We start from the raw sequence: 20,004 nt of genomic DNA on the forward strand, positions 1-20,004 counted from the left end.
GATATGCGGGCGCGACTTGTCGGCATCAACTCGGCGATCTTCTCGCAGTCCGGTGGATCGGTCGGGATCGGGTTCGCGATTCCCGTCAACATGGTCAAGATCGTCGTTGCGGCCGCCAAAAGCGGGGAGAAGCAGGTGCGCCGGCCCTGGCTCGGCGCCAGCCTTCAGGGCGTCACCACGGATATCGCGGAGTCGCTGGGGATGAGCCGGCCGTCCGGCGTGCTGATCACCGAGTTGAACGACAAGGGCCCGGCGGCCGAGGCGGGGATCAAGCGCGGCGACGTGATCACCGCGATCGACGACAAGCCGGTGGACAATCCCGAAGGGTTCGGCTTCCGATTGGCGACGAAGTCGCTCGGCGGCGCCGCGCAACTGACCCTGCGCCGCGACGGAAAAGTGGTTCAGACGAGCCTCAAACTGAAACCCGCTCCGACGATTCCGGCACGCGAGCCGATCAAGCTCGTCGGCAACACGCCGTTCGCCGGGATCACCGCGGTCAACCTGTCGCCGGCAGTGGCGGAAGAATTGTCCATCGAAGACAACAAGGAAGGTGTCGTCATTCTCGACGTCGCTCCCGATTCCAATGCCGCGACCGTCAACTTCAAGAAGGGCGACGTGCTGCTCTCGGTCAACGAGAAGCCGATCGCGAACACAAAGGACCTTCAGGAGGCGACAGGCGGACGGCACTATTACTGGAAGCTGACGATCGGTCGCGGCGGCGAGGTCGTCACCACCGTCCTCGGCGGTTAAGCGAGCGCTTAGCGCGCTTTCCGCTTTGGGGGAAAGGCTCTAACTTTTTGAGAAGAGAGCGATTTCTGATCGCTTTGGTGATCCCACCAGAGCGGAAAGCGCTCTAAGCGACCCGTCGCATGTCGCCGACGAAGTTGGTGATGAAGCCGCTCAAGGTCGTCGCCTGTTGGCTATGGCCGATGGCCTTGGTCTTCAGCTCAAGGGCGCGTTCGCCGTTGGCGATCGCGGCACCCTGGACCTCGCCGATGCTCTTCGACACGATCCGCGCCTGATCCGTCGCCTCGGCGAGCGCGATGGCGATCTGCTCGCTGGAATGGCCTTGCTCCAGCATGGCATTGGCGACGTCCGCGGAGATCGCGTTCATCCGGTCGAGCGTGTCCTTGATCATCGTGATGCCCTGGGCGGTTCGGGTCGTGATGTCCTGAATCATCTGGATATGCTCGGCGATGATGGCGGTCGCCTCGGCCGTTCGTTTGGCCAGAAACTTCACCTCGCCGGCAACCACGGCAAACCCGCGCCCGGCGTCGCCCGCACGCGCCGCCTCGATGGTGGCGTTCAACGCCAGCAGGTTGGTCTGGCGCGCGATTTCGTCGATGAGGCTGGCGGCGCCGCCGATCTTTTGCGCCGCCTCCACGAGCGTCGCGACTTTTGCTTTCGTCGTGGTCGCTTCTTCCAGTGCGGTCGAGGCGACGTCTTTCGTGGTCCGCATGTTGTCCGAAATCACCGACGCCGAACGCGAAAGCTCATCGGCAGCTTGCGATACCGACACAAGAATCTTGGTTGCGCCCTCAGCTGCACGCCAGACGATCGAAGCCTCGTCCTGGGTATGCCCGGATGCTGCGGCCACGGCGCTGGCCGCGGCATCCATCGCGGTGACGGACGACGAAAGCTCTTCCATCAGCCCGACGGCGATCGATTCGAACCGCTGCGTCGACTGCACAATGGTGTCGGCGCGTTGCACGTCATCGAGGGCGCGCGTGCGCATGAGTTCGTCGGCCTGGCGGTTGGACACCAGAGCGCGTTGGAAGACCTCGATGGAATTCGCCATGTCGCCGATCTCGTCCTGCTTTCGAACATAGGGGATCGCGACGTCGAGTGCGCCTTTCGCCAGGGCGTGCATGCTGCGGCGCAGGCGCACGAGCGGCGTCTGGATCTGGCTTCTGACCAGCCATACGGAGGCGAGGAAACCGAACAGGATTGTGATGCAAGGCACGGCGATCAGAAGAAACTTCGCCTGCCGGCGCAGGTCGAGAACAGCGACACGCTCGACGGCCGCCATGTCGAACAGGGATCTGCTGATCGTGTTGAAGTCGCGAACCATTTTCTCGCGATTGGCGACGGTCGCGGGGTCGGAAGCCTGGATCTGCGCGGCTTGCGGAGACACGGTGAGCCCGAGCGTCGCGGTATCGGTTTGATAGGCTTCGAACTCCGAGAGACGTAGTTTCAGCGCTGTCTGACGGTCGAGCGGCAGCCGTGTACCGATTGCGGTGAAGAACGGCTGTTCGGCGGTATCGAGCTCACGAAGCGAGTCTTTCAGCGCGACCAGTTTTGCCTGAGCTTCCTGCTTGTCGGTCGCCAACGTGACGACATCGGCATCGATGACGACGCGCTGCACGAGTTCGACCAGCGTGTGCGCCTGAACACCGAGATTGGCGATGGTTTCCATCTGGTCGAACCGGCCCTGTTCGCGGTTCGCTTCGATGAGGGCAAAGGCGGATAGGCCGGCGGCGAGCAAGGCGAGGAGGAGGATCACCGCACCAAGCTTGTGACCGATATCGATACGCATCTAGGAAACATCCGGGTTTATCTCCGGTCAGCTTGTATAAGCTAATGTTTCTAGGCGAGTTAACTCAATATGACAGTGCCATGAAAAGGCCGCGGGCCAAACGGTTTGAACCACAACCGGGGCGTTAATTCCAGGAACAAGCTCGCCGCGCCATTGCATGAATATGCCTGGTTATTTCGAGCGACGACCATGAATCGGCGCTATGCGGCGCGCTTGCCGACCTTGTCGCCGCTCTTGACCTTGGCGAGCCGGCGCTTGAGCGACGCCCAAAGCATGCGCGTTTCTTCCGCAGCCTTGCCGTCCGGATCGATCTCCGTCGTGCCGCGGCCTTCGCGCGCGGCCTCTTGGTAGGCGACGCGGGAGGCGATCAAAGGCCGCAGCAAGCCGCCCATGCTTTCGAGCGCCGCGGCGCCGTCGGTCACGCGCTGGCTTTCCTGCATCGCCGGGCACTGGTTGAGCAAAAAGGCGAATTCCTTGCCCATGGTCTTCAGCTTGCCGCGCGTCGCTTCGCTCGCCCAAATATCGAAGATCGTCGGGCGCGCCGGGATCAGGCAAAGGTCTGCCGCCTTCATCGCGGCGTCCGACGCCGGCGTTTCCGTGGCGGGGGTGTCAATGATCACCAATGTCACCTTGCTCTTTTCGAGCGCGGCCAGGGCATCGGGCAATTTGCCCGCGGAGACGGATTCGACGGGAAGGTTTTTGTCGGCGCGCCGATGGCACCACTTGGTCAGCGATTTCTGCGGGTCCATGTCGATCAGAAAAACACGCTCGCCGGCTTCCTGCGCCGCGACGGCTAGACACGCCGAAAGCGTGCTTTTTCCGGATCCACCTTTTTGCGTCACCATCGCAACCGTACGCATTCCAGAGTCTCCGTCCGCAAGGGCGCCTAGAAATTAAGAGTCTGATCAACGGCGCTGTTTGATTCGGTGCTTGCGCTCGATGATACACGAAGGCCGACAGGCGTTAAGGTGTTTCAACCGTAGCCATCCTAAGCTCTTATCCTTGCCGGGAGCTTGCATAGTCATAGGTCGGGCGGCCCATGTCTTGCGACCCGATCGTCCAGGATGGACATCGCTCGCTTGTCTCGCCACCGTGACGGGAGCGGGCGGCCACAATCCCGGGAGGACCAACGCCATGGCCAAGAACAATGGCAAGACCGAGAGTGCCAGACCATCGGTGCCGGTGCTGGAGACTGCGACGGTGCGCTCGATCGAGCTGACGCCGAGCACCGTCCGCCGCGAGCACGACATGCTGGGCGAGGCCGATGTCCCCGCCGACGTCTACTGGGGCATCCACACGCTGCGCGCCGTCGAAAACTTTCCGATCACCGGCGTGCCCGTCGGCCATTTCCCGGATTTCGTCCGCGCCCTCGTTCTGGTGAAGCAGGCGGCCGCCCGCGCCAACCGCCGGCTCGGCTACCTCTCGCCTGACAAGGCGGCGGCGATCGACGCGGCCTGCGATCGCATCGCCGAGGATCGCACCTATCACCAGCAGTTCGTTGTCGACGCCGTGCAAGGGGGCGCCGGTACCTCGACCAACATGAATGCCAACGAAGTCGTCGCCAACGTCGCGCTTGAGATCATGGGACGCCCCAAGGGCGACTATGCCGCGCTGCATCCCAACGACGACGTCAACATGGCGCAATCGACCAACGACGCCTATCCGACGGCGCTGCGTCTCGCGATTATTTTTGCGGCGCAGCCGCTCGTCAAAGCGCTCGACGAGCTGGCTTACGCCTTCAAGACCAAGGCCGTCGAATTCGCCGACGTTCTGAAGATCGGCCGCACGCAGTTGCAGGACGCCGTGCCGATGACGCTCGGCCAGGAGTTCGACGCTTTCTATGCCACGCTGAAGGAAGACGTCGCGCGCATCCGCGAAAGCGCCGCTCTGTTCCGTGAAATGAACCTCGGGGCGACGGCGATAGGCACCGGTATCAACTCCGATCCGCGCTATGCCGCGCTGGCTGTCGAGGAACTCGGCCGCTCCTCCGGGCAGCCGCTGGTTTCGGCGAGCAACCTCATCGAGGCGACCTCCGACATGGGCGCCTTCGTGCTGTTTTCCGGCGTGCTGAAGCGGGTGGCGATCAAACTGTCCAAGATCGCCAACGACCTGCGCCTGTTGTCGAGCGGGCCGCGCGCGGGTTTTGGCGAGATTATCCTGCCGGCGGTGCAGGCCGGCTCGTCGATCATGCCGGGCAAGGTGAACCCCGTCATTCCCGAGGTGGTCAACCAGGTCTGCTACCTCGTCATCGGCCACGACCTCACCGTCGCCATGTGCGCGGAAGGCGGACAGCTGCAGCTCAACGCCTTCGAGCCGACGATCGGCTATTGTGTGCTGTCCTCGCTGCGCCACCTCACCGCCGCGATCGACACCCTGACCAACCGCTGTGTGCTCGGCATCGAGGCCGACCGCGAGCGCTGCCTGGCGCTGGTGCAGGACAGTATCGGTCTGGTGACGGCGCTGGGGCCGACGCTCGGCTACGAGACGTCGTCACGCGTCGCCAAACGGGCGTTGGTGGAAAAGCGCCGCGTCGCCGACATCGTGCTGGAGGAGGGGCTGTTGACGCAGGTCCAACTCGACGACTTGTTGCGGCTCGAGGCGATGACGCGGCCGTCGCGGACGGTGGGGCCGGCGGCGGTGAAGCTGGCTTGAATTGACACGACGCGTTGCAAGACGTCCCGCCGCGTTGGGCAAACGCGGCGGGTCTGTTTTGAGGCTGATCAGCAGACCGTGTTCTGACACGCCAGCTGGCAGAGGGTCTTTGCCATGCCCGACAGGTGATCACACGCCATATTGCAAAGCGTGCAGGCGATGCCGCCACCGGACATCGTGGTCGCGTTCTGGATCGGTCGGTTGCTCACATGACGCGACACCGGCCGGTTCTGTCTGGGAAGATTCATCCTGGTCTCCTGTGATCGATCCGGTTCGGGATGCCTGATCAAGTCGATGTCGCGGACCGCGTCCGCTCTCCGCTCCCGCAGCGGAGTCGATCGCACGCTTTGGTGCGGCCGATGCCAAGCTCGATGGTGGTCGAGCGAAGCTTTGCTGAAAGCATCATGACCGGTGGCCCCGGAGGACCACCGCGGCAGCCACCCGTGTCATGGCGGCGGCCATGATCCCGCTCGCGCCGGAGGACGTCAGCACCGCGAACACGCCTTGGACATGGTCGCGGCCGATCGGCCGTCGGATCGGTTTGGCGACAATCGGAATGCGCATCGGGAGATCCCGCAGGGCACCGCCTGTCGTTGGATGGTCCATGCCGTCACCCAGCGCGCCGGCCGGTGTCGCAGGCGCGCTCTTAGGCGGCTTGACGGCCCTCTGGTCCCGCGGTCGCTTCATGGCCTAGCCTCGCCTCGTCCAGTTTCGCACGGCCCCGATCGTCACCGGATTGACGTCGCTGACGTCGACGGTGAACCGATAAATCCGGCTGGCGACGTTCGTGTTGTCAGGATTGTAGAAGGCCAGCTCGACGTCGTAGCAGGCGGAGTCGGGACGGCACACGGGGCTTGGTTTGACGGTGATCGTATCGAGATCGAGATCGCCGATCGTCGTCGCGCGGATGACGTCGGCGACCTGGAAGGCGTTCGTCGCGGAATAATTGAGCGCCCGCTCCTCGGCGGTAATCCCGAGGTTGCGCAGGTCGTAATAGATCCGGCTGAGGAAGTCGGTGAGGCCGGCGCTCCTGCGCTCGTAATCCGCGATTCCGGTTTCGCTGCTCGGTTCCGGACCCATGGTGGCTTTGACCAGCGCGCTCGACGCCCAGGAATACATGCCGCGGATCGACGGCGCGATGACGGGAACGACCTGGCCGGATTGCAGCCGCACCTTGCCCGCGATGACGCCGGGAACGGACACCATTTCGACGCCCTGGCCGATCTGACCATGAAGAAAATCTCGGAGGCGCTCATACCCCAGAGCGGCATAGGCGCCGGCGGGTTCGATCGCATAGATCGGCGTGGCATCGAGGTTGAGCGTCCAGATCAGGGACGGCGCCTCGAACGGGTTCTGTGCAATATGGGCGAGCAGGGCCACCATGTCGCCGGGGTTGGTCCCATCGTCCATCGCCTGGGTGAAGGAGTCGCGCCGCGCCTCGGTCCCGAAATCGATCCCAATGGTACCGAGCGCATAGACAAGTGTGGGCGGGCCGTCGTGCCCGCCGCACCCACAGCCGCAATCGCTTTCGGCGGGCGCGTCGCCGCCGGCGCCGCCACAGCCGCAACCCGACGGTGCGAGTCCGGCCGGCGTCCGGGGTGCGCGTGCCTGCGGAGCCGCCGATGCGGCAAGCCCCGATGGCGCCACGCCGCGTTCAATGCTTGTCGCCGCCGGTGAAAAAGGCAGCGGCGGATCGCCGGCCGTTTGGTCGGACAGCAGGCTTGTTTCTAGATCTGACATCAAAGGGCTCCTTGTTTGAGGCAGGCGAAAAGGGAGACGGCCGCCGAGAACGCGGCGGCAGTCGGCGATGTCGTCGGGTAAGCACGGTGCGGCCATCGCGAGCAGCCGGGCGCGGACGGCATGGGGATCAGGCGGCAGGCCGGCGCGGAGCTGTGCGCTCAGAAGCAATGCCGCCATCGCCGTCACGATAGGGGTCGCGAAACTCGTCCCGCTGAACCGGCTGACGCCGCCCTCCAGCCTCGCGCCGGGGATTTCGGCCCCTGGCGCGAGCACGCCGTTGCTCGCGTAAAGGTGGCCCCAATTGCTCGACGGCAGTGGCGCGCCGTCGCCATCCATCGCGCCGACGGCGAGAACCGATGCCGCGGCGGCCGGAACATGGAGGCAGTCGCAACCGTCGTTGCCTGCAGCCGCCACGATGAGCACGTTCTGAACGCGGCACCGTTCGATCGCCTGCTCCAGGATCGGCGTCGCCATGCCCGAGGGCGAGAGCTGACCGCCGCTCAGGTTGATGACATGCGCGCCGTTCTCGACCGCCAACAGGATGGCGCGGGCGAGATCGAGTTGCGAACAGGTGAGGCCGGTGGGAGCGTCGGCGAACACGGGGATGACAAGGCCGCGACAACCCGGCGCCAGGCCCTCCACGACGGTGCCGGGTTGCCCGAACAGCACACTCGCGACATGGGTTCCGTGACAAGTTGCGACCCCGCGTCCCGGCCGCTGCGTGGCAAGCGACGCAATGCGTTTGATCGATGCGCCAGCGAAACAGGCGTGGCGCAGGTCGACCGGGCCATCCAGGATCGCGACGCAGATCCGCGCGTCGCCCAAGGTACCGGGCGGGGGCATCGGGTCGATGATGGGACGACGTGATGCGGACATGCGATGTCACGGAAGAGAGAAACGATTGCGTCAAAGGGCGCTGGGAAAGAAGATCATCCCACGGTTGTATTTGCAACCTATAATTGTATTCGCCAATGGATGGGTGCGGTGGATGTTGGGCTCACGCGCCGCTGGATTTTCCCGTCAATCCGGCCCACATCTCCTGTCATGAGCCTCTTCTCCGCCGCCGGCCTCGAAGCTGAAGCGCCACGCCCCCTCGCCGACCGCCTGCGCCCGCGCCGCCTCGACGAGGTGGCGGGGCAGGATCATCTCATCGGGCCGGAGGGCGCGCTGTCGCGCCTCGTCGCCAGCGGCGCGATCGGCTCGCTGGTGTTTTGGGGGCCGCCCGGCACCGGCAAGACCACGGTGGCGCGGTTGCTGGCCGGCGAGACCAAACTTGCCTTCGTCCAGATCTCCGCGATTTTTTCCGGCGTCGCCGACCTGAAAAAGGTGTTCGAGGAGGCGCGCAAGCGCCGGACGATGGGGCAGGGCACGCTGCTCTTCGTCGACGAAATCCACCGCTTCAACCGCGCCCAGCAGGACGGCTTTCTGCCGGTCATGGAAGACGGCACGATTACGTTGATCGGCGCCACCACGGAAAACCCGAGCTTCGAGCTGAACTCGGCGCTGCTGTCCCGCGCCCGCGTGCTGACCTTCAAGTCGCTGGATGCCGAGGCGATCGAAAAACTGCTGGTGCGCGCCGAGGCCATCGAGGCGCGACCGCTACCGCTCGATGCCGACGCCCGCGCCGCCCTGACGCGCATGGCCGATGGTGACGGCCGCGCGGTGCTGACCCTGGCGGAAGAGATCTGGCGCGCGGCGAAGCCCGGCATCGTGCTCGACACAGAACGCCTGAGCACATTGGTGCAGCGCCGCGCCCCGATCTACGACAAGGGGCAGGAGGGGCACTACAACCTCATCAGCGCGCTGCACAAGTCCGTTCGCGGCTCAGATCCCGATGCGGCGCTATACTATCTCGCGCGGATGTTCGACGGTGGCGAAAACCCGCTGTTCATCGCGCGGCGCGTGGTGCGCATGGCGGTGGAAGATATCGGCCTCGCCGATCCCCAGGCGCTGGTCGTCGCCAACGCCGCCAAGGATGCCTACGATTTTTTGGGCTCACCCGAAGGGGAGCTCGCGATTGCACAGGCGGTCATTTACGTCGCGACCGCCCCCAAATCCAACGCTGCCTATGTCGCCTACAAGGCCGCGATGCGCCTCGCCAAGGAGCATGGCTCCTTGATGCCGCCGAAGGTGATCCTGAACGGCAGCACCAAATTCATGAAGAGCGAGGGCTACGGCGCGGACTATGCCTACGACCATGACGAGCCCAACGCCTTTTCCGGCCAGAATTACTGGCCCGAGCGTCTGGGCCGACAGGAGGTCTACACGCCGACCGAGCGTGGGTTCGAACGCGAGATCGGCAGGCGGATGACGCGCTGGGCCGAGCTGCGGCTGGAACGCGAGGACGAGGTCTAGAGCGCTTTCCGCTTTGGTGGAATCACCAAAGCGATAAGAAATCGCTCTCTTTTTAAGGAGTTAGAGCATTTTCTCAATCACAAAAGTCTGCAACTTTTGTGGAAAATGCTCTAAGTCTCCTCCATCGCGATCAGCGCCGCGTCGCCGCCGGCCGACGCGGTGTTGATGGTGATCGTCTGCTCGCTGGCGAAGCGCACGAGATAGTGCGGGCCGCCGGCTTTCGGGCCGGTGCCGGAAAGACCGCAGCCGCCGAACGGCTGCACCCCGACGACGGCGCCGATCATATTACGATTGACATAGACGTTGCCGGTCTTCAGCCGCGCCGCGATGCGCGCCACCGTCGCATCGATCCGCGAATGCACCCCCAATGTCAGGCCGTAGCCGGAGGCGTCGAGCTGGTCGAGGACGCGGTCCAGCTCCTGGGCCTTGTAGCGGGCGACGTGGAGGATCGGGCCAAAAACTTCGTCGGTGAGGGCGGTGGCGTCGGCGATCTCGTAGATCTGCGGGGCGACGAAGTATCCGTCGGTCGGCGCGTCGCCGATGAGGTGCACCTTGGCGTCGGCCCGCGCCGCGGCGCCATAGGCATCGAGCCGGTGCTTCGCCTCAGCGTCGATCACCGGGCCGATATGCACTGCGGGATCGCGCGGATCGCCAAGGCGCAGCTCGCGCGCGGCGCCGGCGATCATCGCGATGATTTTGTCCGCGACATCATCCTGCACCAACAGCAGGCGCAGCGCGGAACAGCGCTGGCCGGCGGAGCGGAAGGCGGAGGTCACGACATCGTCGGCGACCTGCTCTGGCAGGGCGGTGGCGTCGACCAGCATCGCATTGATGCCGCCGGTCTCGGCGATGAGCGGCACGATCGGGCCGTCCTTGGCCGCCAGCGCGCGGTTGATGTTTTGCGCCACTACCGTGGACCCCGTGAAGACGACGCCGGCGACATTGGGATGCGCGACAAGCCGCACGCCGATCGCCCCGTCGCCAAGCACCAGCTGCAGCGTTGTGACGGGGATGCCGGCGGCGTGGAGCAGGCGCACCGCCTCGGCGGCGATGAGCGGCGTCTGCTCGGCAGGTTTTGCCACTACCGCATTGCCCGCCATCAGTGCCGCCGCGACCTGGCCGATGAAAATGGCCAGTGGAAAGTTCCACGGCGCGATCGCGACGAAGACGCCGCGGCCGCGCAGCACGAGCCGGTTGCTCTCGCCGGTCGGGCCCGGCAGCGGCATGGGCGCGGCGAACAGCCGGCGCCCCTGCGCGGCATAGTACCGGCAAAAGTCGACCGCCTCGCGCAGTTCGGCCAGCGCGTCGTCCAGCGTCTTACCGGCTTCGACCTGCAGCAGGTGGATCAAGCGGCCGCGCGAGGCCTCCATCAAGTCGGCGGCTTTTTCGAGGGCGGCGGCGCGGGTCTCGGCAGGCATCGCGGCCCAGGCGCGGGCGCCGCGCGACGCGGCTTGCATCGCTGCCTCGGCGATCGCTTCGCTCGCCTCGACGGCGGTGCCGGCAATGGTTTTGGCATCGATCGGGCTGACCACGGCGCGTAAAAGCCCGGGCGCCGGCACGCCATCGATGAGCGATGCCGCCTGCGCCGGACCGCCGGCACGCGCCACTTCGTCCAAAAGCTCTTCGAGCATGTTTCGCGCGCCGAACTCGAGGCCGGTGGCGTTGATCCGCGCCGGTGCGAACATCGCGCGCGGCAGACGAAGATGGGGGTGGCGGGGGTTGCCGCCGAGGATATCGGCCGGGCGCCGGAGCAGCGTCGCGACGGGGGTTGCGGGATCCGCGGCCTGCGACACGAACGACGAATTGGCGCCGTTCTCGAGCAGCCGGCGCACGAGGTAGGCGAGCAGGTCGCGGTGGCCGCCGACGGGCGCGTAGGTCCGGCACGCCGCGCCGGGTACGCTGGCGAGCAGCCGCGCGTACAGCGCGTCGCCCATGCCGTGGAGCCGCTGGAACTCGTAGCCCCCGCCGGGACCGGCGCGCGTAACGATGCTGGCGACGCTCAGGGCATTGTGCGTGGCGAATTGCGGAAACAACCGCGGCCGGTGCGCGAGCAGCCGCTCCGCCGCGGCGAGGTAACTGAGATCGGTCATGCTTTTGCGGGTGAAGACGGGATAGTCGGCCAGGCCGCGCTCCTGTGCCCGCTTCACCTCGGTGTCCCAATAGGCGCCCTTCACCAGCCGCACCATCAGCCGGCGATCGAGTTTCTTCGCCAGCGCCGCGACGTGGTCAATGACGGCGAGACAGCGCTTTTGGTAGGCCTGGATTGCCAGCCCGAACCCGTCCCAGCCGGCGAGCGAGGGATCGGCCAAAACGGCGGCGACCACGTCGAGCGACAGTTCCAGCCGGTCGGCCTCTTCCGCGTCGATCGTGAAATTCAGGTCGAAGGTTTTGGCGCGCTGCGCGAGGTCGAGTACGATAGGCACCAGTTCGGCCATCACGCGCGCGCGGCTCACCGCCTCGTAGCGCGGGTGCAGTGCCGAGAGTTTGACCGAAATGCCCGGCCGGTCGGGCAGAGGCTGGTTGCCGGCGCTGCGGCCGATGGAGTCGATGGCGGCGGCATAGGAGGCACGGTGGGCGGCGGCATCCTCGGCGGTGCGCGCCCCTTCGCCGAGCATGTCGTAGGAATAGCGGTAAAGCCGCCCCTGGCCGCTGCCGGCCCGCTTCAGCGCCGCCGCGATCGTTTCGCCCAGAACGAAGTGATTGCCCATCAATCGCATCGCCTGGCGGGCCGCCTGGCGGACGGAGGGAACGCCGATGCGTCGCGCCAGCCCCGCCAGAATGCCGTCCGGCGTTTCGCCCGGCTTGACGATGCGCGCGGAGAGACCGAGCGCCCAGGTCGAGGCGTTGATGACCAGCGTATCCGAGCGGTTGGTGTGGGTGCCGAACCCGCCTTGCCCCAGCTTGTCCTCAATGAGGCGGTCGGCGGTGGCGGCGTCCGGCACGCGGAGCAGCGCCTCGGCCAGAACCATCAGCGCGAGGCCTTCCTTCGTCGACAGCGCATATTCCCGCAGCATCGCCTCGACGCCGCCGAAGCCGCCGGTGTCCGCGCGGATCGCGCCGATGAGGTCGGTGGCGAGGGCGTCGATCCGCGTTTCGGCGTCGAGGGCGAGGGCGGCGTGGTCGAGAAGGATAGGCAGCAGCGCCGCGTCGTCGGGCGCATAGGGGGCCGTGAAGATCGGGAGGGTCATGGGCATCGGCGTGTCCAGGAGATAGCGGGTCCGTCGCAGACTATCCGCCGAGCACGCGTTGTAACAACGAACGGTGCCCGGCCCGTCGATGAGACCTTCGTGGGTCAGGCTCCCAATTGATCGGCCAGGTCGCCAAAATCCTTGGCGTTGATGTCGAAGGTCGGGTCGGGGCCGAGATCCGGCCGTTCGTCGGGGCCGAACTCCAGCGGGCGCGCGACGAAGGCGGTGCGCATGCCGAAGGCTCGCGCTGCGACCAAATCATATTTGTGGCTCGCCACCATGAGGATTTCGGACGGCGCCACCCCGAGGCAATCGACGGCGAGCTGGTAGACGGCGGGGGCCGGCTTGTAGCTGCGGGCGAGATCGGCGGAGAGCACGCAGTCGAAGGTCAGGCCAGCGTGTTTGACCACCGAGATCAGCGCCGGCATGCCGGCGTTGGACAGGGTGGTGAGCGTATAAGCCTTGCGCAGCCGTGCCAGGCCTTCGGCACTGTCGGCCCAAGCGTCGAGCTTCGTCCAGACCGCGTTCATCGCGTCGCGCTCGGCTGGCGTGAACGCCTCAGCGAGGCCGAGCCCGTCCAGCAGAAGGTCCAGCGCCTCGCGATAGATCTGCTCGACCGGCAGCCACGGTCGGGCGCCGGCGATCACCTTGTCCATGCCTTCGCGGTAGAGTGCCCGCCAGGTCTTCGACATCGCTGCCCAATCGATGGAGAGATTCTTGGTCGCGTTGACCGCAGCGCCCATGCGCAGCACCGGGGAATAAAAATCGACCGCCGTGCCCTGGATGTCGAAGGCCAGGGCGCGGATGGTTTTGGGATCGAACGGCATTCAGTCTCCATGAACGGTGATGGATGGCAACGCGCGGAGTCGTACTCATGGACCGCTATATGGCGCTAATCGATGGCGAGGCCGGTGGCTACGGAGTTGTTTTCCCCGATCTGCCGGGCTGCACGGCCATGGGCGACACGATCGATGATGCGATTGGCAACGCGGCGACCGTGCTGCGGATCTGGGTCGCCATGGTCGAGGAACGAGGCATGCCAGTTCCAGGGCCGAGCCGGCTCGAAGCTCTGCGCGAGAATGCAGAGGTCATCAAGGCGTTGAGCGAAGGTGCGACGGTCACGACGATTCCGAAGGTGGTATAATCGCTTCACCGCCGCCCGTTTGCAATCGTCTCCGCCCGCGGCAGCCGTCGCAGCGCGAGCATCGCCGCCGCGCCGACAAACGGCCCCGGCGCGAGCATGATAAATGTCCAGCGCCAGCCGATCGCGCCGGCCAAGAGCGGCGTCACGCGGATCGAGACGACGGTCAGGGCGAAGCCGACGGCGACCTGCAGCGCCAGTGCCGCACCGACCGACTGGGCGTCTGCAAGTTCGCTGACCATCGCGGAAAACTGCGCGGAATCGGCGATGACGGAAAAGCCCCAGACCAGCGCGATGGCGATGAACAGCCAGGACGGGCCATCGAAGGCGAAGCCGATCGCCACCGCGCAGCTGCCGGAGAGCGCCATCATCAGGGCTGTCGTCGCGGTGCGCCCGAGGCGGTCCGCCAAGATCCCGCCACCGAGGCAGCCGGCGGCGCCGACGGCAATGACGAGGAAGGTGAGCAACGGCGCGGACAGCGGCGGTGGCTGCGATGCGACCCGAGCCGCGTCGGACGCGTAGGCCAGAAACCAGCCCCACATCGCGTAGAGTTCCCACATGTGGCCGAAGTAGCCGAGGTTGGCGAGGGCGAGCCCGGGATCGCGCAGGACGATCCCGATGCGGCGGAGGTCGGGTTTTGGGCGCGATGCCGCGTAGGGGCCATCCGCGGCGAAGACGAGGATCAGGGCGCCGAGCAGCGCCAGGCCCGACGACACCGCCACCACCGCGTGCCAATCCACATGCGCGCCGATGGTGCGGAGCAGATAGGGCGCCGACGAGCCGAGCGTCAGGGCCCCCACCGCCGCGCCCATCGCCAGGCCGCGGCCACGGACGAACCATGTCGCGATCAGCTTGAGGGCGGGCGGATAGACGCCGGCCAACGCTATGCCGGTGGCGAAGCGCGCCGCGAGCAGCCAGACCGCGTCCGGCACCCAGAGGATCACGACGTTGGATGCCGCCGCGAGCAACGCGGACGTCGCCATCAGGGCGCGCGTGGGCAGCGCGTCGACGAGCCCGGAAATGCTGAGGGACAGCGCGCCGACCACGAAGCCGATCTGCACCGCATTGGTCAGCCAGGACGCGCCGGCAGCGCTCAGGCCGAAAGCTTGCGCAAGCTCGGGCAGAATCGCGGTGGCGGAGAACCAAGTGGTCATCGAGAAAATCAGCGCCGCGCCGATCAGTCCGAGCATCGCCAGCGGCCCGCCCCATGCGGTGCGTTCCGCGGCGGACCGATCCGGGCTCTCGATCGTCAACGGCCGGCCATCGCGGCGGCGTGCGCCAGCAAAATCGGAAGAAGGCTTTGGTGCTCGCGCAAGGCATCCTCGATGTCGGGCCAAAAGATCAGGCCCGGGTTGCTCTGCGCCCGGTTCCACGGCGGCCTGCGGTCCATCGTGATGACGATCTCCGTTTGCGACAGCAGTACCAGATGCAGGTCGGCGTTCTCGGTGGGCATTTCGGCACCGTGCAGCACGCCTTTCTCCAAAAATTTTGCCAGCAGCGCCTTGATATGCGGCTCGACATAGCGGTGGGCGAGGGCCCCTCGGTATTCTGTCCTGAGGCCCGGCGTATACGCGACAGCAAAGGCGGAGCCTGCCAGGTCTTTCGTCGGATCGATGTTCACGAGCGCGAAGCGATTCACCGCGCAGCTGTCGATGAACACTGGACGGTGGTCGCGCGCGGCGGCGTCCTGGCTGGTGGGGTCCAAACGTCCTCCAGAGCGTCTTTGCGAAACGGTGCGTTGCTCAATGCGCGCTTGAGCCGATGCCGGATAGGTCCTACCTGCCAGTCACCGCAGGGACGTATCAATACCCTAAAGATTAGCGCCATGGACGACCAAGGCGCCGCTTCGAGAGGAGCAAGCATGAGCAAGCCTGAGCTTTCCTTCATCTACCGGTTCGAGCCGGGGCACGACCCCGCCGCGCCGCCCCTGCTGCTGCTTCACGGCACCGGGGGCGATGAAAACGATCTTCTCGATCTCGGGCGCCTGATCGCGCCGGGATCGGCGCTGCTCTCCCCGCGCGGCAAGATTTTGGAGGGCGGCATGCCGCGCTTCTTCCGCCGTCTCGCGGAAGGCATCTTTGACGAAGCCGACGTCATCCGCCGCGCCAACGAACTGGCCGACTTCGTCGCCGAGGCGCAGGCCCTCCATGGACTGGCTGCGCCTGTCGCGGTGGGCTTCTCCAACGGCGCCAATATCGCCGCCGCGGTTCTCGCCCTGCGGCCGGACGCGCTCGCCGGGGCGGTGCTGCTGCGGGCGATGGTGCCGCTGAGCGTGATGCCGCCCGTCGACCTGGCGGGCAAGGGCGTCCTGCTGCTCACCGGCACGCAGGATCCGATCATCCCGGCCGACAATGCCGCGCGGCTTGCTGGCGATCTGAACCGCGCCGGTGCGACGGTCGACCACAAAATCCTGCCGGCCGGCCACGGCCTTTCGCAGGCCGACGTCGACATCGCGAAAACCTGGATCAACCGGCGCGCCTATGCGCCAATCGAAGGCAGCACATCATGAAACTGGAAGGCATCCATCATCTGACCGCGGTGACCGCCGACGCGGCGCGCAACCACAAGTTCTACACGCAGACGCTCGGCATGCGACTCGTCAAGCGAACCGTCAACCAGGACGACGTCAGCGCCTATCACCTGTTCTACGCGGACGGCCTGGCCTCACCGGGCAGCGACATCACCTTCTTCGACTGGCCGGTCGGCCGCGAGCGGCGCGGCACCCACAGCATCTGCCGCACGCACCTGCGCGTCGCCGGCGAAGCGACGCTGGCGTGGTGGCTGGCGCGGTTCGATGAGCTTGGTGTTGCCCATGGCCCGATCGTCACGCGCGACGGCCGGCTGGTGCTCGATTTCGAGGATTTCGAAGGCCAACGCCTGTCGCTGATCGACGACGGCGGCGCCGGCGAGGCGCATACCTGGGTCAAAAGCCCGGTGCCGGCAGACCATCAGATCCGCGGCCTCGGCCCGATCATGATCAGCGTGCCCGATCGCAAGCCGACGGATCAGGTGCTGACGACGCTGATGGGAATGGAAGCCGTGCGCGAGTACCCGACGCCGGGTCACGAAAAGACGACCACCTACGTCTACGAGATGGGGGCAGGCGGTCCGGCGGCGGAGCTGCATGTCGCGGTCGAGCCGGGCCTGCCGATCGGCGAGCAGGGCGCGGGCGGCGTGCATCACGTCGCCTTCCGCATTCCCGATGCCGACTACGATCATTGGGCGGCGCGGCTGAAGCAGTTCCGGGTGCCATCCAGCGGCCCCGTCGACCGTTACTATTTCCAGAGCCTGTATTTCCGCGAGCCGAACGGCATCCTGTTCGAGATCGCGACGGACGGGCCGGGTTTTGCCGCCGACGAAGACATGGCGACGCTCGGCGAAAAACTAGCGCTGCCGCCCTTCCTCGAAAGCAAGCGGCGTGAGATTGAAGCGGGCCTCAAGCCGATCTGAGCAGGTTGTGAGGCACGGGAGCACACATGGACGACTTCAAGGGCAAGATTGTTCTCGTGACAGGCGGGTCGAAGGGCATCGGCTTCGCCTGCGCCAAGCACTTCTTGGCTGAAGGCGCGCGCGTGGTGATCAGCTCGCGCTCGCTGGACAACATCGATGCGGCGCTCGAAGACTTGCCCGGGGCGATGGGGTTTTCCGCCGACGTGTCGGACGAAGGGGCCGCGGCGGCGCTCGTCGACTGGGTCGAGCACGATGTCGGCCCGATCGACGTGCTGGTGAATTCGGCCGGAGCGGCCAAACGCTCGCCGCCGGCCGACCTGACGCCGGCGCATTGGCGCGACGCGATGGATGCCAAATTCTTCTCGACGATCAATGTCGTCGATCCGGTGGTGAAGCTGATGGCCGCGCGCAAGTCGGGTGTCATCGTCACCATCATCGGCTCGGGCGGCAAGGTCGCCAGCCCCGTCCATCTGGCCGGCGGCTCGGCCAACGCGGCGCTGATGCTGGCGACAGCCGGCCTCGGCAACGCCTATGCGGCGTCGGGCGTGCGGGTCGTGGGCATCAGTCCCGGCCTGACGGAAACCGGGCGGGTGACGGAGGGCATGACGGCGGACGCGCGGCTCGCCGGCATCACGGTGGACGAGGCGATCGCCCGCAGCGTGCAGAAAATTCCGATGGGGCGCTTTGCCCAGCCTGAGGAGGTCGCCGACCTGGCCCTGTTCCTCGCCTCGGACAAGGCGCGCTATCTGACCGGCATCACGATCACCATGGATGGCGCGCAATATCCGGTGGTGGTGTAGGCCGCCCTCATCGCTCTGGAGCGTCGAGATAAACCGCATATCCCGCCAGAACCGGCGGAATCAGAAAACACCAAACGGTGATTGTCGCGTAGAGCAGCGCCGCCGCGGCACAGCCCGCGGCGAAGGCGACGACGCTGATAGCCATCCGCCGCAGCCGCGCTCGCGTGGCGGCGCGCGCGTCCGGTGCAAGGCCGCGCAGCGTGTCGGCGACGTCGATCATGATCTGCGTGGTGGTGCCGGTCATTAGCGTGGTCGGCGGCGCAGCAGCGAGATGGATGCGATGCACCGCATTCTGAATCGCCATCGCCGACACCAGCGTCATGCCGGTGATCAAGGCCGTCGCGTGGTCGCCATTGGGAAACGGGCCCAGACCGATGGCCAGGGCCGCGCTGACGATCAACAGGACGAGCGTCAGCACCAGCAGCGTCCGCAATACGGGAAGCCCGAGGGAAGGCAGCCGGTAGCTGAGAAGCCGCGTCAGGACAATGACGACGCAGAACATCGGTAGGGCGAGCAGCTTCGCGACGGCGCCGGTCGCGCCGATAACGAGAGCTGCGCCCAGCGTCACGAAATTGCCGGTGACGTGGGCGGTGAAGAGACCCTGCAGTGCGAGAAACCCGGCGGTATCGACGTATCCGGCTGTGAGACTCAGCACTGCAGGCAGGGCAGGCTTCCAGGGTGCCGGCGCTACAGGTGGCGTGGTAATGAACATCCCCTTGGGGGTCGCAGGATACGTATGTTCCGCGCCCCCGCTACATGCCTGTCGGATGCAAAAACTGATGCACCGCGTGGATCACCACCGAGCCTTCGCCGACGCTCGAGGCCACCCGCTTCACCGAGCCGGAGCGGACGTCGCCGACGGCGTAGAGGCCGGGCAGGCTGGTTTGGTAGGCCGAGCCCGAGGCGCTGGCATCGACGCTGCGGCCGGTCAGGACGAAACCCTTGGCATCCAGGCTGACGCAGCCGCCCAGCCACTCCGTGTTGGGCTCGGCGCCGATCATCACGAAGACACTGGTGACCGGCCGCGTTTCCGCGGCGCAGGTCTGGCGGTTGGTCCAGGTCACGTGGCGCAGGTAGCGATCGCCTTCGAGCTCGGTGATTTCGGTATGCGCATGCACCGTGATCTTCGGCGACAGCGCGATGCGGCTGACCAGGTAGTCCGACATGGTCTCGGCCAACCCCGCGCGCCGCACGATGACGTGGACATGCCTGACCGTGCGCGAGAGAAAGATCGCGGCCTGGCCGGCCGAGTTGCCGCCGCCGACGACGATGACCTCTTCGCCCGAGCACAGCTGCGCCTCCATCGCCGTCGCCGCGTAGAGGATGCCCTGGCCCTCGAAGGTCTCGTAGTTCGGCAGGTCGAGCTTGCGGTAGCGTGCGCCCGTCGCCACCACGACCGCGCGGGCGGACACGCTGCGGCCGTCGTCGAGCATCAGCTTGAACGGATTGTCGCTGCAGTCGAGCGCGGTCACCGCGCGCGAAATGGCCAGCCGCGCCCCGAATTTCTGCGCCTGCGTCTGGGCGCGGCCGGCCAGCGCCTGGCCGGAAATCCCGGTGGGGAAGCCGAGATAATTCTCGATCCGCGACGACGTGCCGGCCTGGCCGCCCGGCGCCATGCTTTCGATGATGATCGTCTGCAGCCCTTCGGAGGCCGCATAGACCGCCGCCGCCAGGCCGCCCGGCCCCGCGCCGACCACCGCGACATCGTAGACGGTCGTCGCGTCGAGTTCTTCGGTGATGCCGAGCCCGTCGGCCAGCGCGCCGTTGCCGGGGTTCTGCAGCATCGCCGCGCCCGGCATGACGACTACGGGCAGCTGATCCGGCGTGAGGCCGAAGCAGATCAGAAGGTCGTGGGCATCGGGATGATGGTCGACATCCAAAACGTGATGCGGATAGCCGTTTCGGGTCATGAACTGCTGGATGCGCAGCGTGTCGGCGTCGTGCCCGTGGCCGACCAGCACCACGCCGCCCTGCGCGTGGCGGATGACGCCGACGCGACGCAGGATGAAGGCGCGCAGAATGATCTCGCCGATATCCGGCTCGCTCGCCACCAGCCGGCGAAAATCCGCATGCCGGATGCGGACGACGCGACTGTTGGCCAGAGCCCGCGCGGACACCAGGCTCTGGCGATTGTTGAGCAGG

18 protein-coding genes are annotated in these 20,004 nt (G+C 66.3%); 7 read left to right on the forward strand and 11 right to left on the reverse strand.

Annotation, left to right across the window (positions count from 1 at the left end):
• On the forward strand, positions 1 to 750 hold a 750-nt coding region (locus tag GSQ79_RS13425; RefSeq protein WP_158809212.1), incomplete at its 5' end, for a PDZ domain-containing protein.
• Between the two features lie 103 nt (positions 751 to 853).
• Here GSQ79_RS13425 and GSQ79_RS13430 read toward each other — a convergent pair.
• On the reverse strand, positions 854 to 2,536 hold the full coding sequence (locus tag GSQ79_RS13430; RefSeq protein ID WP_158809213.1) for a methyl-accepting chemotaxis protein: 1,683 nt from the start codon (positions 2,534 to 2,536) through the stop codon (positions 854 to 856).
• Between the two features lie 200 nt (positions 2,537 to 2,736).
• Positions 2,737 to 3,396, reverse strand: coding sequence for a ParA family protein (locus tag GSQ79_RS13435; RefSeq protein WP_158809214.1), 660 nt, complete (start codon positions 3,394 to 3,396; stop codon positions 2,737 to 2,739).
• Positions 3,397 to 3,670: 274 nt separating this feature from the next.
• Here GSQ79_RS13435 and GSQ79_RS13440 point away from each other — a divergent pair, with 274 nt between their 5' ends.
• Positions 3,671 to 5,188: an aspartate ammonia-lyase gene (locus tag GSQ79_RS13440; protein WP_158809215.1), complete on the forward strand. Its 1,518-nt coding sequence runs from the start codon at positions 3,671 to 3,673 to the stop codon at positions 5,186 to 5,188.
• Between the two features lie 68 nt (positions 5,189 to 5,256).
• Here GSQ79_RS13440 and GSQ79_RS13445 read toward each other — a convergent pair whose 3' ends face one another.
• The 3 genes from GSQ79_RS13445 to GSQ79_RS13455 form a co-directional block, all read right to left on the reverse strand.
• Positions 5,257 to 5,436, reverse strand: coding sequence for a hypothetical protein (locus GSQ79_RS13445; RefSeq protein ID WP_158809216.1), 180 nt, complete (start codon positions 5,434 to 5,436; stop codon positions 5,257 to 5,259).
• A 154-nt stretch (positions 5,437 to 5,590) separates the two neighbouring features.
• Positions 5,591 to 5,875: a hypothetical protein gene (locus tag GSQ79_RS13450; RefSeq protein ID WP_158809217.1), complete on the reverse strand. Its 285-nt coding sequence runs from the start codon at positions 5,873 to 5,875 to the stop codon at positions 5,591 to 5,593.
• A gap of 3 nt (positions 5,876 to 5,878) precedes the next feature.
• Complete coding sequence (locus tag GSQ79_RS13455; RefSeq protein ID WP_174243213.1) at positions 5,879 to 7,771, reverse strand: S8 family serine peptidase; 1,893 nt, start codon at positions 7,769 to 7,771, stop codon at positions 5,879 to 5,881.
• 201 nt (positions 7,772 to 7,972) lie between these two features.
• On the opposite strand from GSQ79_RS13455, the gene GSQ79_RS13460 reads away from it, so the two are divergent.
• Positions 7,973 to 9,283 (forward strand): replication-associated recombination protein A, encoded by a 1,311-nt coding sequence (locus GSQ79_RS13460; protein WP_158809219.1) that lies wholly within the window; start codon positions 7,973 to 7,975, stop codon positions 9,281 to 9,283.
• A 110-nt stretch (positions 9,284 to 9,393) separates the two neighbouring features.
• Here the strand turns inward: GSQ79_RS13460 and putA are convergent, their stop codons facing one another.
• Both putA and GSQ79_RS13470 read right to left on the reverse strand, forming a co-directional pair.
• A complete protein-coding gene (gene putA / locus GSQ79_RS13465) occupies positions 9,394 to 12,477 on the reverse strand; it encodes a bifunctional proline dehydrogenase/L-glutamate gamma-semialdehyde dehydrogenase PutA (RefSeq protein WP_158809220.1) in 3,084 nt (1,027 codons plus the stop codon).
• A 98-nt stretch (positions 12,478 to 12,575) separates the two neighbouring features.
• A complete protein-coding gene (locus GSQ79_RS13470) occupies positions 12,576 to 13,298 on the reverse strand; it encodes a haloacid dehalogenase type II (protein ID WP_158809221.1) in 723 nt (240 codons plus the stop codon).
• 47 nt (positions 13,299 to 13,345) lie between these two features.
• Here GSQ79_RS13470 and GSQ79_RS13475 point away from each other — a divergent pair, with 47 nt between their 5' ends.
• Positions 13,346 to 13,615, forward strand: coding sequence for a type II toxin-antitoxin system HicB family antitoxin (locus GSQ79_RS13475; RefSeq protein ID WP_158809222.1), 270 nt, complete (start codon positions 13,346 to 13,348; stop codon positions 13,613 to 13,615).
• Positions 13,616 to 13,620: 5 nt separating this feature from the next.
• On the opposite strand, the gene GSQ79_RS13480 is transcribed toward GSQ79_RS13475, so the two are convergent.
• Positions 13,621 to 14,865 carry an MFS transporter gene (locus GSQ79_RS13480; RefSeq protein ID WP_246725321.1) on the reverse strand — a complete coding sequence of 415 codons (1,245 nt, stop codon included), beginning with the start codon at positions 14,863 to 14,865 and terminating at the stop codon, positions 13,621 to 13,623.
• Complete coding sequence (locus GSQ79_RS13485; protein ID WP_158809223.1) at positions 14,862 to 15,317, reverse strand: hypothetical protein; 456 nt, start codon at positions 15,315 to 15,317, stop codon at positions 14,862 to 14,864. The genes GSQ79_RS13480 and GSQ79_RS13485 overlap by 4 nt, the downstream gene beginning before the upstream one ends.
• Positions 15,318 to 15,473: 156 nt before the next feature.
• On the opposite strand from GSQ79_RS13485, the gene GSQ79_RS13490 reads away from it, so the two are divergent.
• Genes GSQ79_RS13490 through GSQ79_RS13500 form a run of 3 tightly spaced genes read left to right on the forward strand, consistent with a single transcriptional unit; the run spans position 15,474 to position 17,862 of the window.
• Complete coding sequence (locus tag GSQ79_RS13490) at positions 15,474 to 16,121, forward strand: alpha/beta hydrolase (protein ID WP_246725322.1); 648 nt, start codon at positions 15,474 to 15,476, stop codon at positions 16,119 to 16,121.
• Positions 16,118 to 17,062: a ring-cleaving dioxygenase gene (locus GSQ79_RS13495; protein WP_158809225.1), complete on the forward strand. Its 945-nt coding sequence runs from the start codon at positions 16,118 to 16,120 to the stop codon at positions 17,060 to 17,062. Before GSQ79_RS13490 ends, GSQ79_RS13495 begins: the two co-directional genes overlap by 4 nt.
• A gap of 26 nt (positions 17,063 to 17,088) precedes the next feature.
• A complete protein-coding gene (locus tag GSQ79_RS13500) occupies positions 17,089 to 17,862 on the forward strand; it encodes an SDR family oxidoreductase (RefSeq protein ID WP_158809226.1) in 774 nt (257 codons plus the stop codon).
• A gap of 7 nt (positions 17,863 to 17,869) precedes the next feature.
• Here the strand turns inward: GSQ79_RS13500 and GSQ79_RS13505 are convergent, their stop codons facing one another.
• The gene (locus GSQ79_RS13505; RefSeq protein WP_158809227.1) at positions 17,870 to 18,574 is read right to left on the reverse strand and encodes a DUF1275 family protein; all 705 of its coding nucleotides are present in this window, start codon (positions 18,572 to 18,574) and stop codon (positions 17,870 to 17,872) included.
• A 40-nt stretch (positions 18,575 to 18,614) separates the two neighbouring features.
• Positions 18,615 to 20,004 (reverse strand): FAD-dependent oxidoreductase (locus tag GSQ79_RS13510; protein ID WP_158809228.1); only part of this gene is annotated, 1,390 nt, incomplete at its 5' end.

The sequence above is a fragment of the Beijerinckia sp. L45 genome, from assembly GCF_009765775.1.
In the GTDB taxonomy this organism is placed as follows: domain Bacteria; phylum Pseudomonadota; class Alphaproteobacteria; order Rhizobiales; family Beijerinckiaceae; genus RH-AL1.

Coding starts and splice junctions, on each gene's coding strand:
- putA (WP_158809220.1), bottom strand. CDS start 12,477: ATGCCCATGACCCTCCCGATCTTCACGGCCCCCTATGCGCCCGACGAC.
- GSQ79_RS13430 (WP_158809213.1), bottom strand. CDS start 2,536: ATGCGTATCGATATCGGTCACAAGCTTGGTGCGGTGATCCTCCTCCTC.
- GSQ79_RS13490 (WP_246725322.1), top strand. CDS start 15,474: ATGAGCAAGCCTGAGCTTTCCTTCATCTACCGGTTCGAGCCGGGGCAC.
- GSQ79_RS13455 (WP_174243213.1), bottom strand. CDS start 7,771: ATGCCCCCGCCCGGTACCTTGGGCGACGCGCGGATCTGCGTCGCGATC.
- GSQ79_RS13505 (WP_158809227.1), bottom strand. CDS start 18,574: ATGTTCATTACCACGCCACCTGTAGCGCCGGCACCCTGGAAGCCTGCC.
- GSQ79_RS13475 (WP_158809222.1), top strand. CDS start 13,346: ATGGACCGCTATATGGCGCTAATCGATGGCGAGGCCGGTGGCTACGGA.
- GSQ79_RS13495 (WP_158809225.1), top strand. CDS start 16,118: ATGAAACTGGAAGGCATCCATCATCTGACCGCGGTGACCGCCGACGCG.
- GSQ79_RS13440 (WP_158809215.1), top strand. CDS start 3,671: ATGGCCAAGAACAATGGCAAGACCGAGAGTGCCAGACCATCGGTGCCG.
- GSQ79_RS13500 (WP_158809226.1), top strand. CDS start 17,089: ATGGACGACTTCAAGGGCAAGATTGTTCTCGTGACAGGCGGGTCGAAG.
- GSQ79_RS13445 (WP_158809216.1), bottom strand. CDS start 5,436: ATGAATCTTCCCAGACAGAACCGGCCGGTGTCGCGTCATGTGAGCAAC.
- GSQ79_RS13435 (WP_158809214.1), bottom strand. CDS start 3,396: ATGCGTACGGTTGCGATGGTGACGCAAAAAGGTGGATCCGGAAAAAGC.
- GSQ79_RS13450 (WP_158809217.1), bottom strand. CDS start 5,875: ATGAAGCGACCGCGGGACCAGAGGGCCGTCAAGCCGCCTAAGAGCGCG.
- GSQ79_RS13460 (WP_158809219.1), top strand. CDS start 7,973: ATGAGCCTCTTCTCCGCCGCCGGCCTCGAAGCTGAAGCGCCACGCCCC.
- GSQ79_RS13470 (WP_158809221.1), bottom strand. CDS start 13,298: ATGCCGTTCGATCCCAAAACCATCCGCGCCCTGGCCTTCGACATCCAG.